28 protein-coding genes are annotated in these 22,494 nt (G+C 38.3%); 6 read left to right on the forward strand and 22 right to left on the reverse strand.

From position 1 onward, the window contains the following. Positions 1-196: 196 nt before the first annotated feature. From ACTWQB_RS10510 to ACTWQB_RS10520, 3 genes are all read right to left on the reverse strand, one after another. On the reverse strand, positions 197-394 hold the full coding sequence (locus tag ACTWQB_RS10510; RefSeq protein ID WP_443139140.1) for a YwbE family protein: 198 nt from the start codon (positions 392-394) through the stop codon (positions 197-199). 210 nt (positions 395-604) lie between these two features. Continuing rightward, the gene (ytkD, locus tag ACTWQB_RS10515; protein WP_443139141.1) at positions 605-1,078 is read right to left on the reverse strand and encodes an RNA deprotection pyrophosphohydrolase; all 474 of its coding nucleotides are present in this window, start codon (positions 1,076-1,078) and stop codon (positions 605-607) included. A gap of 30 nt (positions 1,079-1,108) precedes the next feature. Then, entirely contained in the window at positions 1,109-1,666 is a 558-nt protein-coding gene (locus tag ACTWQB_RS10520; protein WP_443139142.1) for a hypothetical protein, read from the reverse strand. A 128-nt stretch (positions 1,667-1,794) separates the two neighbouring features. On the opposite strand from ACTWQB_RS10520, the gene ACTWQB_RS10525 reads away from it, so the two are divergent. After that, positions 1,795-2,538, forward strand: a complete 744-nt coding sequence (locus tag ACTWQB_RS10525; RefSeq protein ID WP_443139143.1) for a DUF6612 family protein — start codon at positions 1,795-1,797, stop codon at positions 2,536-2,538. A gap of 47 nt (positions 2,539-2,585) precedes the next feature. Here ACTWQB_RS10525 and ACTWQB_RS10530 read toward each other — a convergent pair whose 3' ends face one another. From ACTWQB_RS10530 to ACTWQB_RS10570, 9 genes are all read right to left on the reverse strand, one after another. Next, positions 2,586-2,912 carry a hydrolase gene (locus ACTWQB_RS10530; RefSeq protein WP_443139144.1) on the reverse strand — a complete coding sequence of 109 codons (327 nt, stop codon included), beginning with the start codon at positions 2,910-2,912 and terminating at the stop codon, positions 2,586-2,588. 90 nt (positions 2,913-3,002) lie between these two features. Next, the gene (locus ACTWQB_RS10535; protein WP_443139145.1) at positions 3,003-3,863 is read right to left on the reverse strand and encodes an ABC transporter ATP-binding protein; all 861 of its coding nucleotides are present in this window, start codon (positions 3,861-3,863) and stop codon (positions 3,003-3,005) included. A 102-nt stretch (positions 3,864-3,965) separates the two neighbouring features. Further along, complete coding sequence (gene menC / locus ACTWQB_RS10540) at positions 3,966-5,069, reverse strand: o-succinylbenzoate synthase (protein ID WP_443139146.1); 1,104 nt, start codon at positions 5,067-5,069, stop codon at positions 3,966-3,968. Then, complete coding sequence (locus tag ACTWQB_RS10545; protein WP_443139147.1) at positions 5,062-6,543, reverse strand: o-succinylbenzoate--CoA ligase; 1,482 nt, start codon at positions 6,541-6,543, stop codon at positions 5,062-5,064. The genes menC and ACTWQB_RS10545 overlap by 8 nt, the downstream gene beginning before the upstream one ends. 55 nt (positions 6,544-6,598) lie before the next feature. Continuing rightward, complete coding sequence (locus ACTWQB_RS10550) at positions 6,599-6,901, reverse strand: hypothetical protein (RefSeq protein ID WP_443139148.1); 303 nt, start codon at positions 6,899-6,901, stop codon at positions 6,599-6,601. A 69-nt stretch (positions 6,902-6,970) separates the two neighbouring features. Beyond that, positions 6,971-7,789 carry a 1,4-dihydroxy-2-naphthoyl-CoA synthase gene (gene menB / locus ACTWQB_RS10555; protein ID WP_443139149.1) on the reverse strand — a complete coding sequence of 273 codons (819 nt, stop codon included), beginning with the start codon at positions 7,787-7,789 and terminating at the stop codon, positions 6,971-6,973. 33 nt (positions 7,790-7,822) lie between these two features. Continuing rightward, positions 7,823-8,611, reverse strand: a complete 789-nt coding sequence (gene menH, locus ACTWQB_RS10560; protein WP_443139150.1) for a 2-succinyl-6-hydroxy-2,4-cyclohexadiene-1-carboxylate synthase — start codon at positions 8,609-8,611, stop codon at positions 7,823-7,825. Continuing rightward, positions 8,611-10,329, reverse strand: coding sequence for a 2-succinyl-5-enolpyruvyl-6-hydroxy-3-cyclohexene-1-carboxylic-acid synthase (menD, locus tag ACTWQB_RS10565; protein ID WP_443139151.1), 1,719 nt, complete (start codon positions 10,327-10,329; stop codon positions 8,611-8,613). Before menD ends, menH begins: the two co-directional genes overlap by 1 nt. Beyond that, positions 10,326-11,711: an isochorismate synthase gene (locus ACTWQB_RS10570; protein ID WP_443139152.1), complete on the reverse strand. Its 1,386-nt coding sequence runs from the start codon at positions 11,709-11,711 to the stop codon at positions 10,326-10,328. Before ACTWQB_RS10570 ends, menD begins: the two co-directional genes overlap by 4 nt. A gap of 157 nt (positions 11,712-11,868) precedes the next feature. On the opposite strand from ACTWQB_RS10570, the gene ACTWQB_RS10575 reads away from it, so the two are divergent. The 4 genes from ACTWQB_RS10575 to ACTWQB_RS10590 all read left to right on the forward strand — a co-directional run bounded on the left by ACTWQB_RS10575 (position 11,869) and on the right by ACTWQB_RS10590 (position 15,014). Continuing rightward, entirely contained in the window at positions 11,869-12,822 is a 954-nt protein-coding gene (locus tag ACTWQB_RS10575) for a 1,4-dihydroxy-2-naphthoate polyprenyltransferase (protein WP_443139153.1), read from the forward strand. A gap of 46 nt (positions 12,823-12,868) precedes the next feature. Then, positions 12,869-13,252 carry a hotdog fold thioesterase gene (locus ACTWQB_RS10580; protein WP_443139154.1) on the forward strand — a complete coding sequence of 128 codons (384 nt, stop codon included), beginning with the start codon at positions 12,869-12,871 and terminating at the stop codon, positions 13,250-13,252. Between the two features lie 14 nt (positions 13,253-13,266). Beyond that, complete coding sequence (locus ACTWQB_RS10585) at positions 13,267-13,629, forward strand: TraR/DksA C4-type zinc finger protein (protein ID WP_443139155.1); 363 nt, start codon at positions 13,267-13,269, stop codon at positions 13,627-13,629. A 380-nt stretch (positions 13,630-14,009) separates the two neighbouring features. Continuing rightward, the gene (locus tag ACTWQB_RS10590; RefSeq protein WP_443139156.1) at positions 14,010-15,014 is read left to right on the forward strand and encodes a potassium channel family protein; all 1,005 of its coding nucleotides are present in this window, start codon (positions 14,010-14,012) and stop codon (positions 15,012-15,014) included. Here the strand turns inward: ACTWQB_RS10590 and ACTWQB_RS10595 are convergent. The 5 genes from ACTWQB_RS10595 to yugI all read right to left on the reverse strand — a co-directional run bounded on the left by ACTWQB_RS10595 (position 15,003) and on the right by yugI (position 18,037). Then, positions 15,003-15,410, reverse strand: coding sequence for a YugN family protein (locus tag ACTWQB_RS10595; protein ID WP_443139157.1), 408 nt, complete (start codon positions 15,408-15,410; stop codon positions 15,003-15,005). The genes ACTWQB_RS10590 and ACTWQB_RS10595 overlap by 12 nt on opposite strands. A 69-nt stretch (positions 15,411-15,479) precedes the next feature. Then, positions 15,480-15,782, reverse strand: a complete 303-nt coding sequence (locus ACTWQB_RS10600) for a hypothetical protein (protein ID WP_443139158.1) — start codon at positions 15,780-15,782, stop codon at positions 15,480-15,482. 107 nt (positions 15,783-15,889) lie between these two features. Beyond that, the gene (locus ACTWQB_RS10605; protein WP_443139222.1) at positions 15,890-16,282 is read right to left on the reverse strand and encodes a GyrI-like domain-containing protein; all 393 of its coding nucleotides are present in this window, start codon (positions 16,280-16,282) and stop codon (positions 15,890-15,892) included. 99 nt (positions 16,283-16,381) lie between these two features. Beyond that, positions 16,382-17,545: an iron-containing alcohol dehydrogenase gene (locus ACTWQB_RS10610; protein ID WP_443139159.1), complete on the reverse strand. Its 1,164-nt coding sequence runs from the start codon at positions 17,543-17,545 to the stop codon at positions 16,382-16,384. 102 nt (positions 17,546-17,647) lie between these two features. After that, a complete protein-coding gene (gene yugI / locus ACTWQB_RS10615) occupies positions 17,648-18,037 on the reverse strand; it encodes a S1 domain-containing post-transcriptional regulator GSP13 (protein ID WP_443139160.1) in 390 nt (129 codons plus the stop codon). A 281-nt stretch (positions 18,038-18,318) separates the two neighbouring features. Here yugI and ACTWQB_RS10620 point away from each other — a divergent pair, with 281 nt between their 5' ends. Beyond that, entirely contained in the window at positions 18,319-19,479 is a 1,161-nt protein-coding gene (locus ACTWQB_RS10620; protein WP_443139161.1) for a MalY/PatB family protein, read from the forward strand. 29 nt (positions 19,480-19,508) lie between these two features. Here the strand turns inward: ACTWQB_RS10620 and ACTWQB_RS10625 are convergent, their stop codons facing one another. The 5 genes from ACTWQB_RS10625 to ACTWQB_RS10645 all read right to left on the reverse strand — a co-directional run bounded on the left by ACTWQB_RS10625 (position 19,509) and on the right by ACTWQB_RS10645 (position 22,476). Further along, positions 19,509-20,090: a superoxide dismutase family protein gene (locus tag ACTWQB_RS10625; RefSeq protein WP_443139162.1), complete on the reverse strand. Its 582-nt coding sequence runs from the start codon at positions 20,088-20,090 to the stop codon at positions 19,509-19,511. Between the two features lie 89 nt (positions 20,091-20,179). Continuing rightward, positions 20,180-20,476, reverse strand: a complete 297-nt coding sequence (locus tag ACTWQB_RS10630) for a hypothetical protein (protein ID WP_443139163.1) — start codon at positions 20,474-20,476, stop codon at positions 20,180-20,182. Between the two features lie 58 nt (positions 20,477-20,534). Next, positions 20,535-20,720, reverse strand: a complete 186-nt coding sequence (locus ACTWQB_RS10635) for a hypothetical protein (protein ID WP_443139164.1) — start codon at positions 20,718-20,720, stop codon at positions 20,535-20,537. 88 nt (positions 20,721-20,808) lie between these two features. Next, positions 20,809-21,270, reverse strand: a complete 462-nt coding sequence (gene ribH / locus ACTWQB_RS10640) for a 6,7-dimethyl-8-ribityllumazine synthase (protein ID WP_443139165.1) — start codon at positions 21,268-21,270, stop codon at positions 20,809-20,811. An 18-nt stretch (positions 21,271-21,288) separates the two neighbouring features. Continuing rightward, positions 21,289-22,476: a bifunctional 3,4-dihydroxy-2-butanone-4-phosphate synthase/GTP cyclohydrolase II gene (locus ACTWQB_RS10645; RefSeq protein WP_443139166.1), complete on the reverse strand. Its 1,188-nt coding sequence runs from the start codon at positions 22,474-22,476 to the stop codon at positions 21,289-21,291. Positions 22,477-22,494 lie beyond the last annotated feature (18 nt).

Consider the following 22,494-nt stretch of genomic DNA (forward strand, 5'->3'; position numbering starts at 1 on the left):
ATTTTGGAGAAAACGTCAAATAACTAGATATATATCATACGGATAACACATTTTTGAAACTTAAATCTCCAAGTGGATTAAACCTAAGAAATGCCTATATAAAGGCATTTCTTTTTTTAGTAGATGTGTCTATTTTGTCAGTTTTAATGTTATCTTTACGTTTTAAAACAAAACCCATCCAATGAGTTGGATAGGGTTAATCAAGATGAATCTCCTTCACACGTCCGACATCGCCTGATGTTAATCGGACTTTGATGCCGTGTGGATGATGAGGGCTATTGGTTAAAATTTCGCCGACTATACCGTTGGTTAAGCGACCTGAACTCTGATCACGTTTTAGAACAATGGATACAGACTGACCGGGCTTAATGGATGGTCGTTTGGTTGGATCCATGGAAGCACCTCCTTTTCACTAGTATAGCATAGGATGGGGGAAGGGACTTAATCGCTCGTGATGCTGATCCTATCAATCCATTGTCGCTGTGCCTAAGGATAATGTCGGTAAAATCAATGAATTCGATGTTTTTCTGAGGTAGTTTTATAAAACATAAGCAACATTATTTGAATCAGTGAGCAAATAAAAAACACCCGATTTGCTCGAGTGCTATGTCAAAAACCGTTCTTCTACTATTTTCATTGCTTTTACTAAAACTTGATCCTTCATCATAAAGCTAAAGCGTCGGTCTCGCTTTATATTTTTCGGTAAATCGTCCATTAAGACCGGGCCTTCTGTTTCGTAATAGTGTGCTTCATCCTCTAAAACATCAACATCAGCGAAATAGATGTTTTTAATAATATCTCCACCTTTTCCATCGACATAATATTGTCCGATGAAATAAAGCTCTGAAACTAAACCACCCGTCTCTTCTTTGACTTCACGGATGGCGGCCTCTTCAGATATTTCCCCTTCTTCAACCTTGCCCCCAGGGAACTCAATGCCTCGATCTGAGTGCTTTGTTAAAAGCCATTGATTTTGATAACGTGTGATGACCCACACATGCTTTGGTTGTTTTGAAAATGCTTCTCTTCCGATTACTAATTTTACTGTATTGTTGTAATAGTCTTTGAATACTTCCACGCGTCGGTTACATTCCTTTATGTTTGAGAATTATTGGTATTGTACATTTATTATATACGGTTCTCCATTCTCATTCAATTTTAGATCAATGACAATACGATAATTCCCATAAAAGTCCGACTCATTATCTTGAGTAATGCGGTACGTTTCGTCGTCTAGTTGTTCTTTGTTAAAATCTTGATCCGAATCAAACCATGGTGGCGTGTCCATTCCTTTAAGATATAAGGTTTGCCCTTCTTCATAATAAATTTCATCTACAAAATAATCTACTACTTTACGCTCTGCGATTTGATCAAAGCTAGACTTGTATTCTTCTAGTGATTGATAGTTTAACACTTTCCACTGATCATCCGTTTCTTGAACAAGTTGGTCCATAAACTGGTTAAGGACCTGATTAATATCTTCATTTGATAGTTCAGCTTGTTCACTCGTCCAATCAGCTTGTCCTGTCACTTTTGAAGATACAACATGCTTTGAAAAATCTTCGGAATTATAAGAACTAGATTCTGCATTTATATCAGATAGAGAATATGGTATTGTTATTAGAATAAGTGCTGTTAATGCGATTAAGTAAGTAATTTTTTTCATGATGCCTTCCCACCTTTTCTATTAATTTAACTCTCATAAATACTATTCCTCATACGAATAATATATAAACACTATTTATAATAATTACTAAAAATAGAACTTAAGAACTAACTTTAGGGGGAACAAAAATGAAGAAATTTGTAGTAATGGTTGCAGTTATTTTACTTTTACTGGCTGGATGTTCGGATGATGAACAACAGACATCAAGTGATAACGCAACGGAAGTATTTGAGAAAATATCTAATAATCTTGAAGAGGTTCAGGACTATTCGATGAATTATTCACTCAATCAAGAAGTTGTCGTACCAGAAATCAATGAACCAATCATTGTGGAACAAGAGGAGTCTACTTACATAGAAATGGATCCTTTTCAATTTTTAACAGAAGTTAAAGCGACTGGCTTGGATTTATCAATCGTTTATAAAGATGAACAATTATACTCGCTTCAACAAGATGATTCGTTGCAACCTATTTCTGATGAAAATATTAGTCAGTTACCAGAGTTAATAGAAAAACAACGTCATCTACCTGTTTTAATAGAATTATTTCAAACGATGGAAGATCAATTTGAGTTAAAAAAAGGTGATGAATACGCTACATTGGTGATGAACGGTGAAGGTGAGGACTTTCAATCATACGTTAAAAACCAATTAGAAACAGCAACATTCGGAGGCTCTGAGTTACCAATAAAAGAGGCTCAGCTTGATGTTAAAGAAGTGAAGGTTGAAATCGTAATTAACCAAGATACTTATGAAGTTGTCTCAATTAATACTAGTTTTAGTAGTGAACAAAATGAAACCTCAATTAGCCAAGAAATTAAACGTGATTATACAGACTATAATCAACAAGCAAAAGAAATACCTGAAGAATAAAGAAAGACACCCATTTGGATTTTCTGAATGGGTGTCGTTTTTTGGAATTAATCAAGCTTATTTAATTCATCATAGAAAGGCATTTGTTCGACGTGCTGTTTGGCTGCCTCATCACCAAGGTCATGAATCATTTTGTACGCTTTAAGCAAACATTGATCGTAAGCATCATTGTCTTCATCACGGTGATACTCCTTAAACGGCATATGCGATCGCCAAAACGTACCTAGATCGGCATGTTCCATATCCTCAAACAATTCTCTCAATGCAATAATTTGTTCAGGCGTCCCATATAAAACGAATTCATCGTTATTCCCTGCCTTTAATTCAGATATCTCGCGTGATTCAACATTGATATAGAATTTACGTTTATCCATATTATCCACCTCATTCTTAATGTGGACCAAACTTATTTTCATATACATAAAAAAAGTGCAAGCGCACGTATAATAAAAAACTCTTAAGACCTAATTAGCCTTAAGAGCTGTTGTTACACAATTATTTTTAACACCTGTTTTTTCTGCGTGTGCTTCAGCTAAGATACAACGTCCTCTGCCGTGTGGAATACACATTGGTGTGCCAAATAGAGGGTCATATGCGACATCACAGTTCATGTTGAATACATTATAAACGAGGTCACAAGTAATGATGTCTTCAGGTTGACCAGATTCGTAAACTTTTTTATCTTTAATTGCCACAATATGATCGGCATAACGACATGCTAAGTTTAGGTCATGAAGCACCATCACAATCGTACGATTATCTTTTTCATTTAACTCGAACAATAAATCTAAAATATCGATTTGGTGAGTCATATCTAGATATGTTGTTGGCTCATCTAATAAAATAAGCTCTGTATCTTGTGCCAACGTCATCGCAATCCATGCACGCTGACGCTGTCCGCCTGATAATTCGTCAACAGATTGATATTTTAAATCCATTAAATTTGTATCTTCTAACGCTTTGTTGACAGCATCTTCATCTTCTTGAGACCACTTTTTAAATACGCCTTGATATGGGTAACGACCCATTTTAACTAACTGATAAACAGAAAGTCCTTCTGGTGTTGATGGTCCTTGTGGCAAAATCGCCATTTGTTTAGCGACTTCCTTCGTGTTCATTTTAGCGATTTCATTACCGTCTAACACGACTTCACCTGATTTCGGTTGTAGTAACCTTGCCATCGAACGTAGTAACGTCGATTTACCGCAACCATTACTTCCGATCAGAACAGTCACTTTTCCTTTAGGAATTTCTATATCTAATTCATCTATAATGATTTTTTCTCCGTAACCAAGCGTTAGGTTATTTGCCGTTAGGGTTTCCATAGGTCAACGCTCCCTTATTAATCAAACATTCGCGAAACCTTAAGTATCTACTCTTACTGTAAATGAAAATCATTATCATTGCAAGATGTGATGCTTGTATTTTTAAAAATTATGTGTGAAATCTCGAATAGTTCGTTTATTTAAAAGCTTCTCATTTACAGTCACACCAATACCTGGCTTGGTTGGCACCTTTACTTTTCCTTTCTTCACAGTAAAAGGTTCCTTAATAATATCTTCTTCCCAGTAACGGGAAGATTCGGATAAATCTCCAGGAAGTGTAAATTGTTCTAACGATGCAAGTGCCACATTATGAGCACGGCCGATTCCCGTTTCAAGCATGCCTCCACACCATAGCGGCATGTTCGCCACTTTTGCAAAGTTATGAATTTGAATCGCCTGCTGATAACCACCAACACGCCCCAGTTTAACGTTAATGTTGTCACAAGCTTCTAGTTCAATCGCTTGGAATGCATCATGTTCAGACTTGATCGTTTCATCAAGACTAATCGCTGTGTTCATTTGTTTTTTCAATTGATGGTGATAGTAAAAATCATCCGTTCTAAACGGCTGCTCGATCATTAATAAGTTAAGGTCATCTAATTTAGTTAAATGTAGAATATCATCTGGCTCATACATTCCATTACCGTCAAACATGAGCGGTGTCTCATCAATCACACTTCGAACACGCTCAATCGTCTCTTTCTCTTGACCTTTTTGAACTTTTAACTTAAACCGTTTATAGCCCTTTTTATTATATTCTTCAGCCTGCTCCTCTATGTCATCCATTAGAGAGAGGACCACACCACTTTCAACTTCGTCTCGCACGCCACCAATGACTTCTTTTAGTGACTTGCCTTGTTGTTTGGCATAAAGATCCCAAACTGCCGTTTCGATTCCTGCCTTGGCCATTTGATGACCTTGAATGGAGGAATAAATCGTGTGCAGTTCACTTGGATGCTTAATTCTCTTTTTATTAAGCATGGGAAGTAAGAAGTTTTTCAGTTGATCCCAAGCTGTTGTGGTCGTCTCAGGTGAATAGAAAGGGTCTGAAAAAGCGACACACTCCCCATAACCTATTTGGCCATCTTGATCATGCGCTTCGATGATGAGGGTGTCTCGTACGACGACAAGTCCGTTAACTGATTGAAAAGGCTTTTTTAATTTCATTGAAACATGTCTTACTTTTACTTGATCTAGCTTAATCATGGTTCCCCTCCCCTTCAATAAGTTCGAGTAACTTATGGCGCTGAAGTTTTCTTGAAGCATTTCTTGGTAGCTCATCGATGAAATAGACTTCCTTAGGTATTTTGTATTTGGCTAAATGGGTTTTGGCGTAGTTAATAACTTCTTCTTTTGATAGGTTTTTGTCCCTTTTGATAATAAATACAACAGGCACTTCTCCCCATCGATCATCCTTTTTACCGACCACACCGGCATCTTGAATACGGTCAAAACCTTTTAACGTCGATTCAATTTCTGCAGGGTAAATATTTTCCCCTCCAGAAATGATAAGGTCTTTACGGCGATCGACGACGTAAAGAAAGCCATCTTCATCAAAATAACCTAGGTCACCTGTTTTAAACCAACCGTCATAAAAATCCTCTCGATTTGTCTGCTCTCTTTTCCAATATCCTTTTGTAACGTTCGGACCTTTTACGACAATTTCACCTACGTCGTTCGCAGCACGCTCCTCTTCGTTTTCGACAATTTTCAATTGCCCAGGAAATAGTGGCTTACCAGATGAGCCAATTTTCGCCAGCATATGATCTTCATCTAGTGTACAAAACTGTGAAGCTGTCTCAGTCATGCCATACGTTTGGAAGACAGGAACTCCCTTAGTCTGGCATGTTTCTACAAGTGTTTTTGGAGCAGGACCTCCGCCAAGTAGCATGCATCTGAACGTTTCAGGGTATTTATTTTTTCCTAGTCGATCCATTAATTGCTCTAACATGAGGGTAACGACCGATACAATGGTTACACCTCTCTCCATAATATCACGGTGGATCTCCTCAACATCAAATTTCTCATGTAAGTGTACAGGCATTCCATAGATCACACTTCTGTATAAAATAGATAAACCACCAACATGGAACATTGGTAGGCTCAATAACCAACGATCGTTTTGGTGAAGTCCTAAATTTAAAGCAGAGGATGTTGCGCTCCAGTAATGGTTCCCGTATGTCAGTTGAACCCCTTTAGGATTTCCAGTTGTGCCTGATGTGTATAATATATGCGAAACATCATTCAAGTCTAGTTCAGGTTCGTAATTTGAGATTTCTGGCTGATCCGGCACGTCCATCGCGAATATTGGCAGATTACATTGCTCACTTAAATTGGTTGCCACTTCCTTATATTGCGTATGATAGATTAGACTTTTAACTTCACCGTCATTAAGTTGAAATAAAAGCTCTGACTCCGTCAATCTCGTATTAAGTAAAAATGCTACAGCACCAATGTAGTGGAATGCATGAACGACAACAGCAAATTCATAGCAGTTACTGGATAAGAGCGCAATATGATCGCCTTTGCCGTAACCTTGTTGTTTTAAGTGAGCAGCATACACCTTAGCGTCATGCTGAAGCTGCTTGAAAGTATATCTAGAGCCATCGTTTAAGACGATGGCTTCCATATGAGGTGTTAAATATGCTCTTTTATCTAACCAGTTGGGCATAATGGTCATTTGAATCCCTCTTTGTCTTTGTTATGTATGATTCGTATCGGTCAGTTTTTTTGATTTAATCAGTCTTTTTTTGAAATTTATTGGTCTCTTTTCTGGATTTATGAGTCAGTTTTTTGATTTTATCAGTCTCTTTTTCAAACTTTTCGGCCTGTTTTGTGCAGTTATCGGCCTGTTTGAGTTTTACCCGCAAGATTATTGAATTTACCTGCATGTTTTTTGGATTTACCTGCAGGTTTTTTGGATTTACCTGCAGGTTTTTTGGATTTACCTGCAGGTTTTTTGGATTTACCTGCAGGTTTTTCGAATTTATCTGCAGGTTTTTCGAGTTTACCTGCAGGTTCTTAAGTTTTACCTGCAAGTTTCCTGACCCCACCTATAAAACATAATGAAAAGATCGCGTATAAAACGCGATCTTTAACATTAAAACTTATGGGAAACGTGGGAACTGCTTGAAGTCTGGTTTGCGTTTTTCTTTGAATGCGTCACGGCCTTCTTTTGCTTCTTCAGTTGTGTAGTAAAGAAGTGTTGCGTCGCCACCCATTTGTTGTAATCCAGCTAGACCGTCTGTGTCTGCATTGAATGATGCTTTTAGGAAACGTAGAGCTGTTGGTGATTTCTCTAGCATTTCTTCACACCATTGGATTGTTTCTTCTTCTAGCTTGTCTACTGGTACGACTGTGTTAACTAGTCCCATTTCTCTTGCTTCTTCCGCATTGTACTGGCGACATAGGTACCAGATTTCGCGAGCTTTCTTATGGCCTACGATACGTGCAAGCAGTCCTGCACCATAACCAGCATCGAAGCTTCCTACTTTTGGTCCAGTTTGTCCGAAGATTGCGTTGTCTGCTGCGATTGTTAAGTCACAAACTACGTGTAGCACGTGTCCGCCACCAATCGCATAACCAGATACCATTGCTACAACTGGTTTTGGAATCGTACGGATTAAGCGTTGTAAGTCTAATACGTTAAGTCGTGGAATTTGGTCTGTTCCAACATATCCACCGTGACCTCTTACACCTTGGTCACCGCCTGCGCAGAATGCTTCATCACCTTCACCTGCAAGCACGATCACTCCGATTTCAGAGTCGTCACGTGCATCTGCAAATGCGCTGATCATTTCTTGGACCGTTAATGGCGTAAACGCATTACGTTTGTGAGGACGGTTAATGGTTACTTTTGCAATACCATTGTATTTTTCATAAATAATTTCTTCGTAATCACGAACTTTTTCCCATTGTACTGTCACAATGATTGCCTCCCTTTTATGTAATCGATTTAATTATAAATTATTCAATATTATTTTACCAAAAAAATCAGGATTTTCTAAGTGTGGTACATGGCCAACTTTTGGTATAGTTTTATGAATAGCGTCAGGTAGGGCTTCAACCATTCTTTTGTTGAGTTCAAAAAATTTTTGATCAAGCTCGCCCGTGACTAATAAAGTCGGAATTTGAATGCTCTCTAACTTCGGCCACATGTTAGGTTGGACTCCTGTGCCCATACTTTTTAATGACATCGCTAATCCTGAAGGCTCTTGTCTTAGACGTTCTGCCCGAATTTGTTGCTGTTTGGATTCCGGCAGTTTTTCTTGTGACTTAAATAACGGAATCGTCTCCCAGTAATCGACAAATGCCTCTATGCCTTTTGATTCTATAAACTCAGCTAGGCGATCGTCACGCTCTTTTCGCTCAGCCTTCGCGTTACCTTCTAGCCCAGGTGAAGCACTTTCGAGAATGAGTTTCTTTACTCGGTCAGGAAACATTGAGGCAAAGACGAGTGCTGTTCGCCCTCCCATAGAATACCCGATTAAATGAAAAGCATGAATAGAAAGTGAGTCTATTACCTCTGAGAGTTCTTCACATGCCTGTTCCATGCTATCTACTTGAGCTTCGGTCTTGCCGTGCCCAGGTAAATCAATCAAGATACACTGATAACGACTTTTCAAAAGTTCTACGATTTCTCTCCAAGTATCTGTTGAGCCAGTAAATCCGTGAAATAAGACAACTGGCTCACCTTCACCTTGAACATCTACAAAATACTGATTTTGATTAACTTGAACGTTCATCATTAATTATCCCACTTCAACTGTTCAAAGACGTTTTGCCATTGCTGTTTGTGCCAGACTAAATTCTCTTCTCGATCTGTTTGGACTTCGATGACTTCTAAATGGTTAATTTGCTCACGCAAACACTGTTCTAACTGCTTTAAGTCGTGCGCATGCTCATACGCAACTTGTAGCCCCTCTACCATCGTCTGAATCGGCGGGTTAAACGGTGTTCCGAACAATGCCTCGAAGTGTTTCTTTTCATTATTTTGCGGTAAAAACGAAAAGATCCCTCCACCGTTGTTATTTAACACGATAATGCGAACAGGTAAGTCGTACTGTTTTGCAATAAATAAAGCCGTGTAGTCATGCAAAAACGATACGTCGCCAATAACAAGAGTGACAGATTGACCTGTTGCGGCGACACCCATCGCTGACGAAATCACACCATCAATGCCATTCGCCCCGCGATTTGCCATCACATTCACAGACTTCTCATCATTTAAGAAAAAGGTATCTAAATCACGAATTGGCATACTATTTCCGACAAACACAACTGACTTTTCTTCTACCGCTTCAGATAGCTTTAAAACAGTGGTCCCTTCAGTTAACTCGTTATGATCAGATGTTAGTAACTCTTTAGCCATTTGATCATTATTAAGCCAAAAGTTTTTCCACTGCTGCTCAATCGAAGGCGTTAATTCCGATTCCACAAGCTGTTTTAATAATGCGGCTGGTTCACTAAATACCATGGTTGATTCTATACTCGTTGGTTCTCGATAGCCTTGATTTTCATCGACCACAATGTGCAATGGTTTCTTCGCGGTAACCCACTGCATATAAGGCTTCGATACGGGCATCGAGCCAAAACGAATGACAAAGTCTATATCTAACTTAAGACGAACTTGTTCTTGTTTTAGAATCGCATCATACGTCGAGATGATGTATTGGTTTGTGTCAGGATGTTTTCTTAGATTCGATAATACATCTGCAAACACAGGAATTTCCCACTTTTGAGCCAACCTTAAAATAAGCTTACGCGCTTCCTCAGAATGAAGCTCGCCACAAACGATAACACCTTTACCTAAACCACTAATCATTTCAATCATGTCATGAACAGCGTGTTCATCAACTTGTTCCTGACCTGTGATATGGTTCACATATTGTTCCGTACTATTTCCCCATAAATCCGATAATGATAAATCCGGTACCAGTGGCTCTTTAAATGGGAAATTCAACTGTACAGGCCCTTTATTTGGATGATCTGCGATTGAAAAAGCACGACTCGCTTGTCTACGCGAATACCGCTTTATCTGGTCTGTATTTTCTGGGACCGCCATTTCGTGAAAATACTTCGTGTATGAGCCATACATTTTGATTTGATCGATGGCTTGTGGTGCACCATTGTCGCGTAATTCATGCGGGCGATCTGCCGTTAACACCAATAAAGGAACGCGACTGTAGTAAGCCTCCACAATCGCTGGGTAGTAGTTGGCAGCCGCTGTGCCAGACGTACATACAAGTGCTACTGGCTTTTGAGTCCTTTTTGCCATTCCTAAAGCAAAAAAAGCTGCCGATCGTTCGTCAAAATGTATCCACTCACGAATGGATGGATGTTCTGCAAATGTCATGGCTAGTGGTGTTGACCTTGAACCTGGTGAGATTACCACATGTTCTAAACCATTTTGATAGAGTTCATCAATAAAATGACTCACATAATACGTTTTCTCTCCCATATTCATTGAGAGATACCTCCCAGAGCCTCTAACATCGGCGTGAATTTCAACTTCGTCTCTTCATATTCCTCTTGTGGGTCTGATTCTGCCACAATACCACAACCAGCAAATAATGTAGCCGTGTTGTTGTTAATTAAAGCAGAACGAATCGCAACAGCCATCTCCCCATTACCTTCTTGGTCAACCCAACCAACTGGTGCAGCATACCACCCGCGTTCAAACGGTTCATTTTCTTCAATATAGTTAATCGCAACTTCACGTGGCTCCCCACCTAACGCAGGTGTTGGGTGAAGTTTTTCAATTAAATCGAAAATCGTATAAGACTCTTTGAGCATTGCTGTTACTGGTGTGTATAAATGCTGTAACGTTCTTAATGGTAATATGACTGGTTGACTGGGAATGTTGATTGAATAAGTTAACGGCTCAATCGATTCTTTTATCATATTAACCACATATTGATGTTCACTTCTATTTTTTTCGTCATTCATTAATTGATTTGCAAGCTCTACATCTTCATTTGCAGTTTGACCACGCTTAATCGTTCCAGCTAAACAAGTAGAAAGTAACTCACCGTTATCAACTTTAACAAGACGTTCTGGCGTAGCACTAATATAGGCGTCCTCACCTTGGTCAAAGATATAAATATAACTATCTGTTTGTTGTTCAACCAATTTATTTAAAACTTCATTTAGATCAATTGGTTGATTAAACTCTGCTTCTAATTCTCGCGCAAGTACCACTTTACTCATTAAGCCATTATTAATTGATTTGACAGCTTTATTTATAAGTTGATCCCAATTACGATAATCCAAGCTGTTCGTTGACTTAAGTTGTTGCGTTTTTTGTTCATCTTCTAAATAAACACGTCTTGTATAATACTTTAAATCTGAGCTTAACGCTTTCACGTTCGTATCCTCTTTAACAGTAACATTGTAAGTCATAAAGCATTCGTCACCATCGACGGTTAACATCGCTCTAGGAATGACCATTAAGCCAGATTCAAACGAACGCCATTTGTCTCCAGTAGTCTTATCGTTAAACGAAAACCCTCCTAACATGACAGGACCTGTCCCTTTATCAAAGCCATTAGGTGTATAAATTTGTTCTAGCAGTTCTTGGCGCTGCTTACGAATTTGATTAAAACGGTCTTCTTGAGCTTTGATTGTTTTAAACTCATCAATTCCTACTAAATAAAAGGAATCTTCCGTGTCTTTCCAGAACAATCTTAATAGGTCTTCATTATGAAAATGCTTAAAAAAGCGAATTGGATCTATATGATCAACCTTCTCAACGATCGAAACCATCAATTTAGTTTGGTTATGCTCGGTCATATATTCTTTAGCCTTATTTAGTTGTTCTTGTATAGTAAGTGGCTTTGTTTGTAGCATGGCATACGCCTCCATTTAAAACATACCTAATAAAAAACACTCTTTCATTATTGTATGACTTTTTTCCTTAACAGACAAGGTATAAGCAGCCAACGTTGACATGGTTACGTCGATTCTCTAAACTATGTTTAGGTTAATTGTACTAGTATAGAAAGGGATGACAATCGTGTCAAATCAAACAACTAAAGAGGCTCTTGGGGAGAAGTCAGGCTTCCAAATTTGGTGGCGGATGCTACGCCCACACACGTTAACTGCTTCATTTATTCCAGTTTTTGTTGGAACCGTGATTGCGAGCATTGAGACGTCTGTTCACATTGGGTTATTTTTGGCCATGTTAATAGCCTCTATGTTGATCCAAGCCGCTACAAATATGTTTAATGAATATTATGATTTTGTTAAAGGCTTAGATACTGAAGATTCAGTTGGGATTGGAGGAACAATCGTCCGTGATGGTATTTCACCACAGACCGTTCGAAACCTAGCCTTTATCTTTTATGGAATAGCTATTATCTTAGGTTTTTATATTTGTTTATTAACGACATTTTGGATTGCTGTTATAGGATTAATTTCGATGTTATTCGGTTATTTATATACTGGGGGTCCTTATCCAATTGCATATTCACCTTTTGGAGAACTCTTCGCAGGATTCTTTATGGGGACCGTTATTATCGGGATCAGTTACTATATCCAGTTAGAGTTCATTTCAATTGAAGCTATTTTATTATCAATTCCAATTGCGATTCTAATTGGAGCTATTTTACTTTCTAACAACATTCGCGACCTTGATGGCGATAAAGAAAATGGCCGAAAAACATTAGCCATTTTAGTTGGTCGTAACAATGCGATTAATGTACTTGCTGGATTTTTCATTGCAGCATATGCGATTACGATCCTGTTTATCATTATGGGCATTATGCCTGTTTGGGGATTATTAACTCTATTAAGTGTTAAAAAGGCGATAAACGCAATCAAAGTTTTCAAAAATAACAACACTCCACTTGAAATGATGCCAGCGATGAAATTTACAGCACAAACGAATACAATCTTCGGGTTCTTATTCGGAATTGCCTTTTTACTAAACCATTTATACGCGTTTCAATCGTTAACTTAAGTATAAATTAACGGTCCATAAAACATTATAAAAGGGAGAGAAGAATATGCAGTTGGAGAATACACTGTTTGAGACATTGGGGATTGAAATTGTTAAGTATGAGAAAGATGAGATTATATTGAAAATGCCCGTTACACCTAAAGTTCATCAACCCCTAGGTTTCTTACACGGCGGTGCTTCCGTTGCACTAGCAGAATCCGCAGCAAGCATGGGTGGATTTTTGCATATTGATCAAGAAAAACAAAGCGTATTTGGCATTGAAATTAACGCTAATCACGTTAAAAGTAAACGCGACGGATATGTGAAAGCCGTTGCCAAACCTAAACATACAGGTCGTACAACTCAGGTTTGGGAAGTTAACATTGTCGATGAAAAGGACCAACTCATTTCGATTTCCAGATGTACCTTAGGTGTAGTAAACCTAAAATAATGAGGTGAGATTTAATGGATCAACAGTTAATGAATCAATTGAAACAGCAACTATTAGAGGATAGACAACGAGTTCAAGAAGAATTAGATTCATTTGAAACGAACGAATCTTTTCTAGAAGAAAGTATTGGCGAGCTTAATTCCGCTGACCAGCAACATCCTGCTGACACGGGCACTGAAATGTACGAACGTGAAAAAGACATGGCCCTGCACCGCCGCGCGGAAGAAGAACTAAGCGAAATCGACCACGCACTAGAAAAGATGGAAAACGGCACATACGGCATCTGTGAAAAATCAGGTAAAGAAATACCAGCTGAACGCCTCAAAGCGATGCCAACAGCTAGATATACGATCGAAGCCGCAAACCAACCTGAATAAGGTTGGTTTGTTTTGTATAGATCATAAAAGGCAGAATTAGATAATAAAATTCTAAATTAGATAATAAACTACTCATTTTAGATAATAAACCTCGCATTTTAGATAATAAACCTCGCATTTTAGATAATAAACCTCGCATTTTAGATAATAAACCTCGCATTTTAGATAATAAACCTCGCATTTTAGATAATAAACCTCGCATTTTAGATAATAAACCTTTAACTATAAGTTTCTAAGCAATGTCGCTCTATAGCCCAGAAGTGAACGTAAAACCCACTGTCATGACGTTCAAATGCTCAATTTTGTTCTCAAAACTAATAAGGTTTAAAATACACCCCCTCTGGACAAAATGTATATAGCGTTCAGAGGGGGATTCACATATGTTATATAGATTAAAGCGATGGTATTTCAAAGTACCTCAGTTTGTTCGACTATTAGGAACAATTTTTCTTACTATGACAGTATTTGGTTACATAGTACATTTGTTAGAACCAAATGAATTTAAAACGACTTTTGATGGCATATGGTGGGCATTCATTACTGGGTCGACGATTGGGTATGGGGATTATGTTCCTCAAACGGCGTTAGGTCGGTTAGTGGCTATTTTATTAATACTAGCTGGCGGAGGAGTGATTACGTTTTATATGGTGGCATTTTCGAGGAGCACAATTACAAGAGAAAAATCCTATGAACAAGGAAGAGTTGCTTATAAAGGGAGAGATCACTATATCATCGTCGGGTGGAATGAGCGATCAAGACGATTAATTCAGCTTTTACATGAGCAATATGGTGATAAAACATCAATTGTACTGATCGATGAATCCATGCGAAAAGATCCAATCAATGTTGCGTATGTACATTTTATTTGCCATGATCCAAGCTTAGATGAAACGTGGCATAAAGCGAATATTGAAGAAGCTAAAAAGGTTATTATTACAGCCGACCAGTCTAAATACGAACGTGATGCTGATACTTATTCAATACTAATTACCATTACAGCAAGAGGAATTAATAATCAGGTGCCTATTTTTGTTGAAGTATTAACAAGTGCTCAGAAAGCAAACGCATTAAGAGCCGGCGCATCTGAAGCAATTTGTACAAATGAATCGACGAGTACGTTGTTTTTCCATGAATTAACAAGCCACCAGCAAATTCAAACCTTTGAATATGTGATGGCTTTATTATCTGACCAAGAATTTATCGTTCATAACGTTGCCGATCAATGGAAGGGTCATACGGTCATCGAACTAACTTATAAAATGAAAAAAGAAGGCCTTTTATTACTTGGACTTATCCGTGATAAGAAAATCGTCATGAATCCAGCACCACAAGAAGAACTTGTAGAGGGAGATCAAATTATTTTCTCTGAAAAATTAGTGCAATAACGCTCTTTCGACTTTTTGTAAAACTTCTTCAGCTTCCTGCACGTATCTTGAGTCAACTTCGGCATCTGGTTCCTCTGGAGCTGCGAATTGGTTAAAGGTCGCTGAACGGTTTCCGCTCATCCCTTCTTGGTCAATGGCTGACTCAAATCGGTGAGCCAAAACAAATGGTTTACCGATTCGGACCTTGGCATCACGCTCATCTAAGTAACCTATTTCAGTTTTAATCGGAATTCTTAAAAAGACATACTGCTCTGGGTCTTTATCTAATTGATAGTCAAAGTATGCATGGTCATAATCCCAGTTACCGCCAATGACAAAGTCTAAGCGTTTTAATATATTTTCTAAATCATATAAGTCATACATTTGATTATCAATACCTGAATCTAACTGTTTCACGTTTATCACCTCACCACTAGTATGTACGGCGAAAAAATAAACATTCATTTAAGAATTTGCCAAAGAAATTTAAGATGTTTTATGGCGATAAATCATGATCGTGTTTAAAACCAACGTCACCAATAGCAGCACAGCCCCAACTTTTACTAAGGCTCCTGTTGTATCCATGATTGCTGCCCAATCTTCAATCCTAACTAAATGATTTTGATAAATAATTTGAAAAAATAATGCAACCGCACAAGCACTAATACTCATAAAGGCTAGAACAGCCAAATTAGAGCTCTCGCGCTGTTTATCATACACAAGAGCAATAATTGGTATAAACCAAGCCACAACACCCAGAATTAGACTACCGATGTTTAACCAAGTCATCATTTACCCACCCTTTGATAAAAATTTAATCATTCTTATATTAACATAAAATTCCAACCGAAATAAAAACACGCAAATTCAGAGAACCTATGTGTTAGTAAAAAAAATTAGTTTTTTTCTTTTATAGGAATCCAAACTTCACAACGATAACCTTCACTATAGGCATCACTATTAGGATACACTTCGATTTCAGGTCCACCAGCATGTTCATAACCGGTTGAAGGGAACCATTCAGAAAAGATTCGCTTCCATACATTTTGAATGGCATTTGGCATCGCACCAACGGATTCGAAAACGGCCCAAGTTGCTTCTGGAATTTCTTTCTCAACTAAGCCATCCATTGGTTCATGTTTAGTTTTTTCAATACCAATTACATAGGATAATTTCTCTAAATCAGATGAAAAATCCATACAAACACCTAAAACTCCTAAATCTCCCGCTTGTCTAGATATCTGTTCAACCGTTCCATTCGCGTGAGACTCATTCCAAAATTGAGGTATATCTACATTCTGTGCTTTCTACCGTCTGATTTAAGTCTAACATTAAATCCCATAGAAAAACGCATGGATTTGCTTCAAATCCATGCGCTTGAGCTTTTCTTATAATGACATCGTTAAAATTTGTCTTACATCCTCATCTTGTAACTTGTTAAAGTTACCAAATGGTCCGTTCTTCATCGCACGGTCTACCATTAGGTCAATTTTAGAATCATCAATGTCATAATCAGCTAAACGTGATGGCGCGCCTAGAGCTGTCCAGAATTGACTTAGTCGATCAATTCCTTCAAGAGCCACTTCTTTATCAGTTTTACCTGAAGGGTCAACACCAAATACTCTCACTGCTAATTGTTTGAATTTCTTCGGATCAACATCCACATTGTGTCTCATCCAGTTAGGGAATAGGATCGCTAATCCGCCTGCGTGTGGAATGTCATAGACAGCTGATACTGCGTGCTCAATATTGTGTGATGCCCAGTCACCGCGTGTACCCATTTGTAGCATACCGTTTAATGCAACAGTTCCTGCATACATAATCGTTTCGCGATACTCGTATGAATCTAAGTTATTAATCAACTTCGGTGCTGTTTCAATAATCGTTTTTAATACACCTTCACACATGCGCTCCTGAACTGGCGCTGTGGTTGGACGATAAAAGTACTGCTCAAAGATATGACTCATCATATCAACAATTCCGTAAATCGTTTGATCTTTTGGAACTGAATAAGTATGAACTGGGTCTAAGATTGAGAATTTAGGATAAGAGAAAGGTGAGCCCCACCCATATTTCTCGTTTGTCTCCCAGTTTGTAATAACCGCACCTGCGTTCATTTCTGAACCAGTAGCTGCTAGCGTTAACACTGTGCCTAACGGAAGCGCATCTTGTGGGGTTACTTTTTTCGTAACAAGATCCCAAGCGTCTCCATCGTACTTAGCTGCGTTTGCGATTGTTTTTGTTGCATCAATAACACTACCGCCACCTACCGCTAATAAGAAATCAATGTTGTTTTCTTTACAAAAATCTGCACCTTTATTCACTGTCGCTAAGCGTGGGTTTGGCTCAACACCACCAAATTCAAAAGTTTCATATCCATTGTCTTGTAATTTTTTCTGTACATTAGCAAAAATACCATTACGTTTAATACTTCCTCCACCGTAAACAATTAACACTTTGTTTACGCCGTCAGGAATTAAGTTAGGTAAACTCTCTAGCTGACCTCGACCAAATACTAATTTTGTAGGGTTGTGAAACGTGAAATTTTCCATGTCGATTACTCCTTTCTTCCATTACCTAATTTTTATTATGAGGAAAAAATCCTTTTTAATCAAAAAAAGTGTCTCGAGGAATTCCTCTGAGACACTTTAAGATTAACCACGATACGTTTGTTCACGGTCTTTTGATTGCTCAATCCACTCTTCAAGTTTATCTTTAAGAACGTTAAAGCCAGTTCCTTGATCTTCTTGTTTCTTAGGTTGAGCAGCTTGCTTTTTAGGCTGTTTTTGTGTTTTTGGTTTTTCTTCCGTAGCACGAATAGATAAAGAATATTTTCCACTATCTTCTTCTACGTTTAACACTTTAACCTGTACTTCATCACCAACGGTAAGATGATCATTCACATCTTTTACATAACCGTGAGTAACTTCTGAAATGTGAACAAGGCCCTGAGTATTTTCATCTAAGGCAACAAAGGCACCATAAGGTTGGATACCTGTTACTTTACCAGTTAGCACTTGTCCTTCTTCGATGATTTTTGACATATTATACAACTCCCGACGCTATTTCTTTTGCACAATTTAATATTTTAACACAATCTAAGCACTTAATCAAAAAATGCTTAAGTTAAACCATCACGTATATTTTCTGCATTTTTTTATAAAATCATGTTTAATAATTTTTAAAACGGTTATAAATAGTAATGTAATACTTTCTCGTATTCCCCCTTTGGCAAAGTGTTGGATAAGCACTTTGCTCTTTTTTTTTGAAATTTTTTAGCATTCACTTCCATATTTCGTTAAACTTAATATTGAGGTGAATAAACATGACATATAATTTTAGTGATGTAATTAATCGAGAAAATACGCGTGCAGCCAAATTTGAATATCGCGAAACATTATTTGGCCGTTCGGATGTCCTCCCATTATGGGTGGCTGACATGGATTTTGAATCCGTTCCAGAGCTGGAAGAAGCGTTAATTAAGAGAGCAAAACATAATTTATATGGTTACACCACATTTGATGATGACATCTTACAATCTATTAAAAATTGGCTGTCATCAAGACATAATTTTGAGATCGACACGAGCTTATTAAGTTTTAGTCCTGGTGTGATTCCATCTTTACATGCACTTGTTCAAATTTTCACAGAGGAAAATGACCAAATTGTCATTCAACCACCAGTGTATCCTCCATTTTTCTCTGTCATAAAAGCTCATAATCGTGAGCTAGTTGAGAATCCATTAGTTAATCGTAATGGACATTATGAGATGGATTTTGACCATCTAGAAGAGACGTTTAAAAATGGAGCCAAAGCATTTATTTTATGTAGTCCACACAATCCAGTTGGGCGCGTTTGGAATAACGATGAGCTAGAAAAATTGGCTGATTTATGTGTTAAATATAATGTTTGGTTATTCTCTGATGATATTCATGCAGACATTGTGTTTGATGGATACGAACACACGCCGATTTCTACTTTAAATGATGAGATAGCTAAGCTTACTTTTACATTAATGGCTCCATCTAAAACGTTTAATATTGCTGGTCTTCAGGCTTCATATGTTATTTCACCAAATGAAGATCTTAAAAAGAAAGTCAATGAGCAGTTAATGCGTCAAGGATTCTCATCACTGAATACCTTCGCATTCACGGCGATGGAAACAGTCTATAATCATGGTGCTGACTGGCTAGATGCATTGATTCGCCAGCTTGAGGAAAATAAGCAGTTAATTGATGAAAAATTGGCAGGTACAAAAATATCTGCTGTTGATACTGAAGGTACTTATTTAGTATGGTTAGATTTTTCTAAAACAGGTCTAGACCATGATGAAATCAAGCGCAAGTTGAACGATGAAGCAAAAGTTGGTCTAAATGACGGTAAATCATTTGGTGACCAAGGTGAAACGTTTATGCGGATAAATATCGCTTCACCTAAGCAAGTGATTGAAGAAGGAATCGATCGTATTATTAAAGTTTTTGGATAAGGAAAAGCGATTGGGGTAGCCCAATCGCTTTACTTTTTCTCTTCTTCTTGTTCTTCGACTTGATCACCTGGGTTTTGACCTTCTGAGCGCTCTTGACCTTTGATTACTTCAGCACAAGCAACGCGATCACCTGCATTTCCAGCAGGCTGACTAACACCGTCGTCTTGGTCGGAGTGTATAATCAATGCCTTTCCTCCATCTTTAAAAAGTGAACCTTTCCCATCTTGAAGTGTGGCGTCTTCAATTACATATTCATATGTTGCGGTGCCGTCTTCTTTAACCTCAAGATTGGTCATGTCACCGATGTGATGACCATCAGGGTGCATTAGACCATGCTTCTTTTCACCTTCATTATTCCAATGGTTCCCGGCCGACTCAAATGTTGGTGCTTCACATTTCGGAAACTCATGCAAGTGAATCCCGTGAAAACCAGGTTCCAATCCTTCTAAGTTAACGGTTAATTTCACACCGCCTGGGTCACTTTGAAACTTAGCCTTTCCTATAATATCTAAATCTTGATTTTTAATATCCGCTTCATAAATCGATTCCACATCTGCTTGGCATGCTGACAAAATCAATAAAAATCCAATTCCAATTAATAATTTTCGCATCCTTCTCACCTCATTATTCAGTTTGTAGAAAAATGAGGAATCTTAAACATACGAAAGTCATTTTCAGAGATTTTGTTTTGAATAGCCGTTCATAAATTGGGGAAACCGTTCATAAATTCCCGTAACTCGTTCATAAACTCCCGGAACCCGTTCATAAGCTGCTCAAACTCGTTCATAAATTGCTCGAACCCGTTCATAACCTGCTCAAACTCGTTCATAACCTGCTCAAACTCGTTCATAACCTGCTCAAACCCGTTCATAAGCTGCTCGAACCCGTTCATAAGCTGCTCAAACTCGTTCATAACCTGCTCAAACCCGTTCATAAGCTGCTCAAACTCGTTCATAAACTCCCGGAACCCGTTCATGATCTGCTCAAACTCGTTCATAAACCTGAACTTCATCTCTGCTCTTTCGTCTCATAAAAAACAACCTAGGTGAGCTATGTCACCTAGGTTGTTCTGATTCACGTTTTCCTTCAGGATACTGAGATTCAAATTTTTCTTGATCTCGCTTGGCTTTTTTTATAATCATTCTCATGACTAAAACGGCCACTGTGATAAATATTAACAGTGTGAGAATCGCCGGAATATATGCAGATTTATCTTCTGGGAAGTATAAAAACTCCATCATAGCTAAATCACCTATTTCTTTAAACTAACTTCATTATATCAGATGCGCCAAGCGATCCTTCAATACTTTTGTTTCGATTTTATGAAAATTAAAGTTCTTTAACTAAGTTCGCCATTTCGATTGCACCAACTGCAGCGTCGTAACCTTTGTTGCCAGCTTTTGTGCCAGCACGTTCGATTGCCTGTTCTATGGTGTTGGTTGTGATGACACCGAAAATAACTGGTACGCCAGTTTCTAAGTTAGCATGTGAAACGCCCTTAGCTGCTTCGCTACAAACATAATCAAAGTGAGGCGTTGACCCTTTAATCACCGCACCTAATGTAATGACAGCATCGTAATCGCCAGAAGCTGCTAATTTTTTCGCCGCAAGTGGAATCTCAAATGCACCTGGTACCCATGCTAATGTGATGTCATCGTCGTTAACACCGTGGCGCTTAAGTCCGCCAACCGCTCCATCGACTAGTTTTTCTGTAATAAAATCGTTAAAACGACCTGCTACGATGGCCACTTTTAATCCTGATCCTACTAAATTACCTTCAATTGTTTTCATAATAAATTCCCCTCCGTCTTAGAATAAATGTCCTAATTTATCACGTTTAGTATCTAAGTATTTTTGGTTGTCTTTGTTTGGCTGCATTTTCAAAGGCACACGTTCAACTAACTCTAAATCATAACCATGGAGCCCTTTAATCTTACGTGGGTTATTAGTCAACAGGCGCATTTTGCGAACGCCTAGATCTTCTAAAATTTGTGCGCCGATTCCGTAATCACGTAAGTCTGCTGGATATCCTAGTTTTTCATTTGCTTCAACCGTGTCATAGCCTTCTTCTTGAAGTTTATAAGCTTTTAATTTATTTAAAAGACCAATGCCACGGCCTTCTTGGCGCATGTATAATAAGACACCTTTGCCTTCTTCTTCAATTTGTTGTAATGCAGACTCTAATTGTGGTCCACAATCACAACGATGTGAACCAAACACATCCCCTGTTAAGCACTCACTATGCACACGCACAAGTGTAGGCTCATCAGGTGTCACTTCACCTTTAACAAGCGCAATATGCTCACGACCATCAATTTGGTTCGTATAAGCTACCGTGCGAAAATCGCCATATGACGTTGGTAAGTTAATTTCCACTTCACGGTGAACGAGTTTTTCATGCATGCGACGATATTTTATTAAATCTTCGATGGTGACAAGTTTTAGATCGTGTTTGTCTGCTAACTTGCGTAATTCAGGTACACGGGCCATTGTACCGTCTTCATTCATAATTTCACAAATCGCACCTGCTGGTTTTGACCCTGCTAACTGAGCAAAATCAACCGCCGCTTCCGTATGTCCAGCACGACGAAGCACGCCACCTTTTTTCGCAATTAGTGGAAAAATATGCCCTGGACGCTTAAATTCGGTCGGTACCACCTCATCCTCTGCCAATCGAGTAATCGTATTCGAACGCTCTTCTGCACTAATTCCTGTTGTCGTATCTACGTGGTCAATACTTACCGTGAATGCTGTTCCGTGGCTATCTGTATTCACATCAGCCATTAAATTAAGCTGTAGTTGATCCGCTTTTTCTTGCGTGATGGGTGCGCAAAGTAATCCGCGTCCTTCACTTACCATAAAGTTCACGACTTCTGGTGTTGTATATTCTGCTAGTGCGACAAAATCACCTTCGTTTTCACGATTTTCATCATCAACGACAATGATGACTTTCCCCTTTTTTAAATCTTCAATTGCTTCTTGTATTGAATCAAACATAAATGCCCCTCCTATTTT

This window comes from Piscibacillus sp. B03, assembly GCF_052246295.1.
Taxonomy (GTDB): Bacteria; Bacillota; Bacilli; order Bacillales; family Alkalibacillaceae; genus Piscibacillus.

Coding starts and splice junctions, on each gene's coding strand:
- ACTWQB_RS10510 (WP_443139140.1), bottom strand. CDS start 394: ATGGATCCAACCAAACGACCATCCATTAAGCCCGGTCAGTCTGTATCC.
- ACTWQB_RS10520 (WP_443139142.1), bottom strand. CDS start 1,666: ATGAAAAAAATTACTTACTTAATCGCATTAACAGCACTTATTCTAATA.
- ACTWQB_RS10525 (WP_443139143.1), top strand. CDS start 1,795: ATGAAGAAATTTGTAGTAATGGTTGCAGTTATTTTACTTTTACTGGCT.
- ACTWQB_RS10530 (WP_443139144.1), bottom strand. CDS start 2,912: ATGGATAAACGTAAATTCTATATCAATGTTGAATCACGCGAGATATCT.
- ACTWQB_RS10535 (WP_443139145.1), bottom strand. CDS start 3,863: ATGGAAACCCTAACGGCAAATAACCTAACGCTTGGTTACGGAGAAAAA.
- menC (WP_443139146.1), bottom strand. CDS start 5,069: ATGATTAAGCTAGATCAAGTAAAAGTAAGACATGTTTCAATGAAATTA.
- ACTWQB_RS10545 (WP_443139147.1), bottom strand. CDS start 6,543: ATGACCATTATGCCCAACTGGTTAGATAAAAGAGCATATTTAACACCT.
- menH (WP_443139150.1), bottom strand. CDS start 8,611: ATGATGAACGTTCAAGTTAATCAAAATCAGTATTTTGTAGATGTTCAA.
- menD (WP_443139151.1), bottom strand. CDS start 10,329: ATGAATATGGGAGAGAAAACGTATTATGTGAGTCATTTTATTGATGAA.
- ACTWQB_RS10570 (WP_443139152.1), bottom strand. CDS start 11,711: ATGCTACAAACAAAGCCACTTACTATACAAGAACAACTAAATAAGGCT.
- ACTWQB_RS10575 (WP_443139153.1), top strand. CDS start 11,869: ATGACAATCGTGTCAAATCAAACAACTAAAGAGGCTCTTGGGGAGAAG.
- ACTWQB_RS10580 (WP_443139154.1), top strand. CDS start 12,869: ATGCAGTTGGAGAATACACTGTTTGAGACATTGGGGATTGAAATTGTT.
- ACTWQB_RS10585 (WP_443139155.1), top strand. CDS start 13,267: ATGGATCAACAGTTAATGAATCAATTGAAACAGCAACTATTAGAGGAT.
- ACTWQB_RS10590 (WP_443139156.1), top strand. CDS start 14,010: ATGTTATATAGATTAAAGCGATGGTATTTCAAAGTACCTCAGTTTGTT.
- ACTWQB_RS10600 (WP_443139158.1), bottom strand. CDS start 15,782: ATGACTTGGTTAAACATCGGTAGTCTAATTCTGGGTGTTGTGGCTTGG.
- ACTWQB_RS10610 (WP_443139159.1), bottom strand. CDS start 17,545: ATGGAAAATTTCACGTTTCACAACCCTACAAAATTAGTATTTGGTCGA.
- yugI (WP_443139160.1), bottom strand. CDS start 18,037: ATGTCAAAAATCATCGAAGAAGGACAAGTGCTAACTGGTAAAGTAACA.
- ACTWQB_RS10620 (WP_443139161.1), top strand. CDS start 18,319: ATGACATATAATTTTAGTGATGTAATTAATCGAGAAAATACGCGTGCA.
- ACTWQB_RS10625 (WP_443139162.1), bottom strand. CDS start 20,090: ATGCGAAAATTATTAATTGGAATTGGATTTTTATTGATTTTGTCAGCA.
- ACTWQB_RS10630 (WP_443139163.1), bottom strand. CDS start 20,476: ATGAACGAGTTTGAGCAGATCATGAACGGGTTCCGGGAGTTTATGAAC.
- ACTWQB_RS10635 (WP_443139164.1), bottom strand. CDS start 20,720: ATGATGGAGTTTTTATACTTCCCAGAAGATAAATCTGCATATATTCCG.
- ribH (WP_443139165.1), bottom strand. CDS start 21,270: ATGAAAACAATTGAAGGTAATTTAGTAGGATCAGGATTAAAAGTGGCC.
- ACTWQB_RS10645 (WP_443139166.1), bottom strand. CDS start 22,476: ATGTTTGATTCAATACAAGAAGCAATTGAAGATTTAAAAAAGGGGAAA.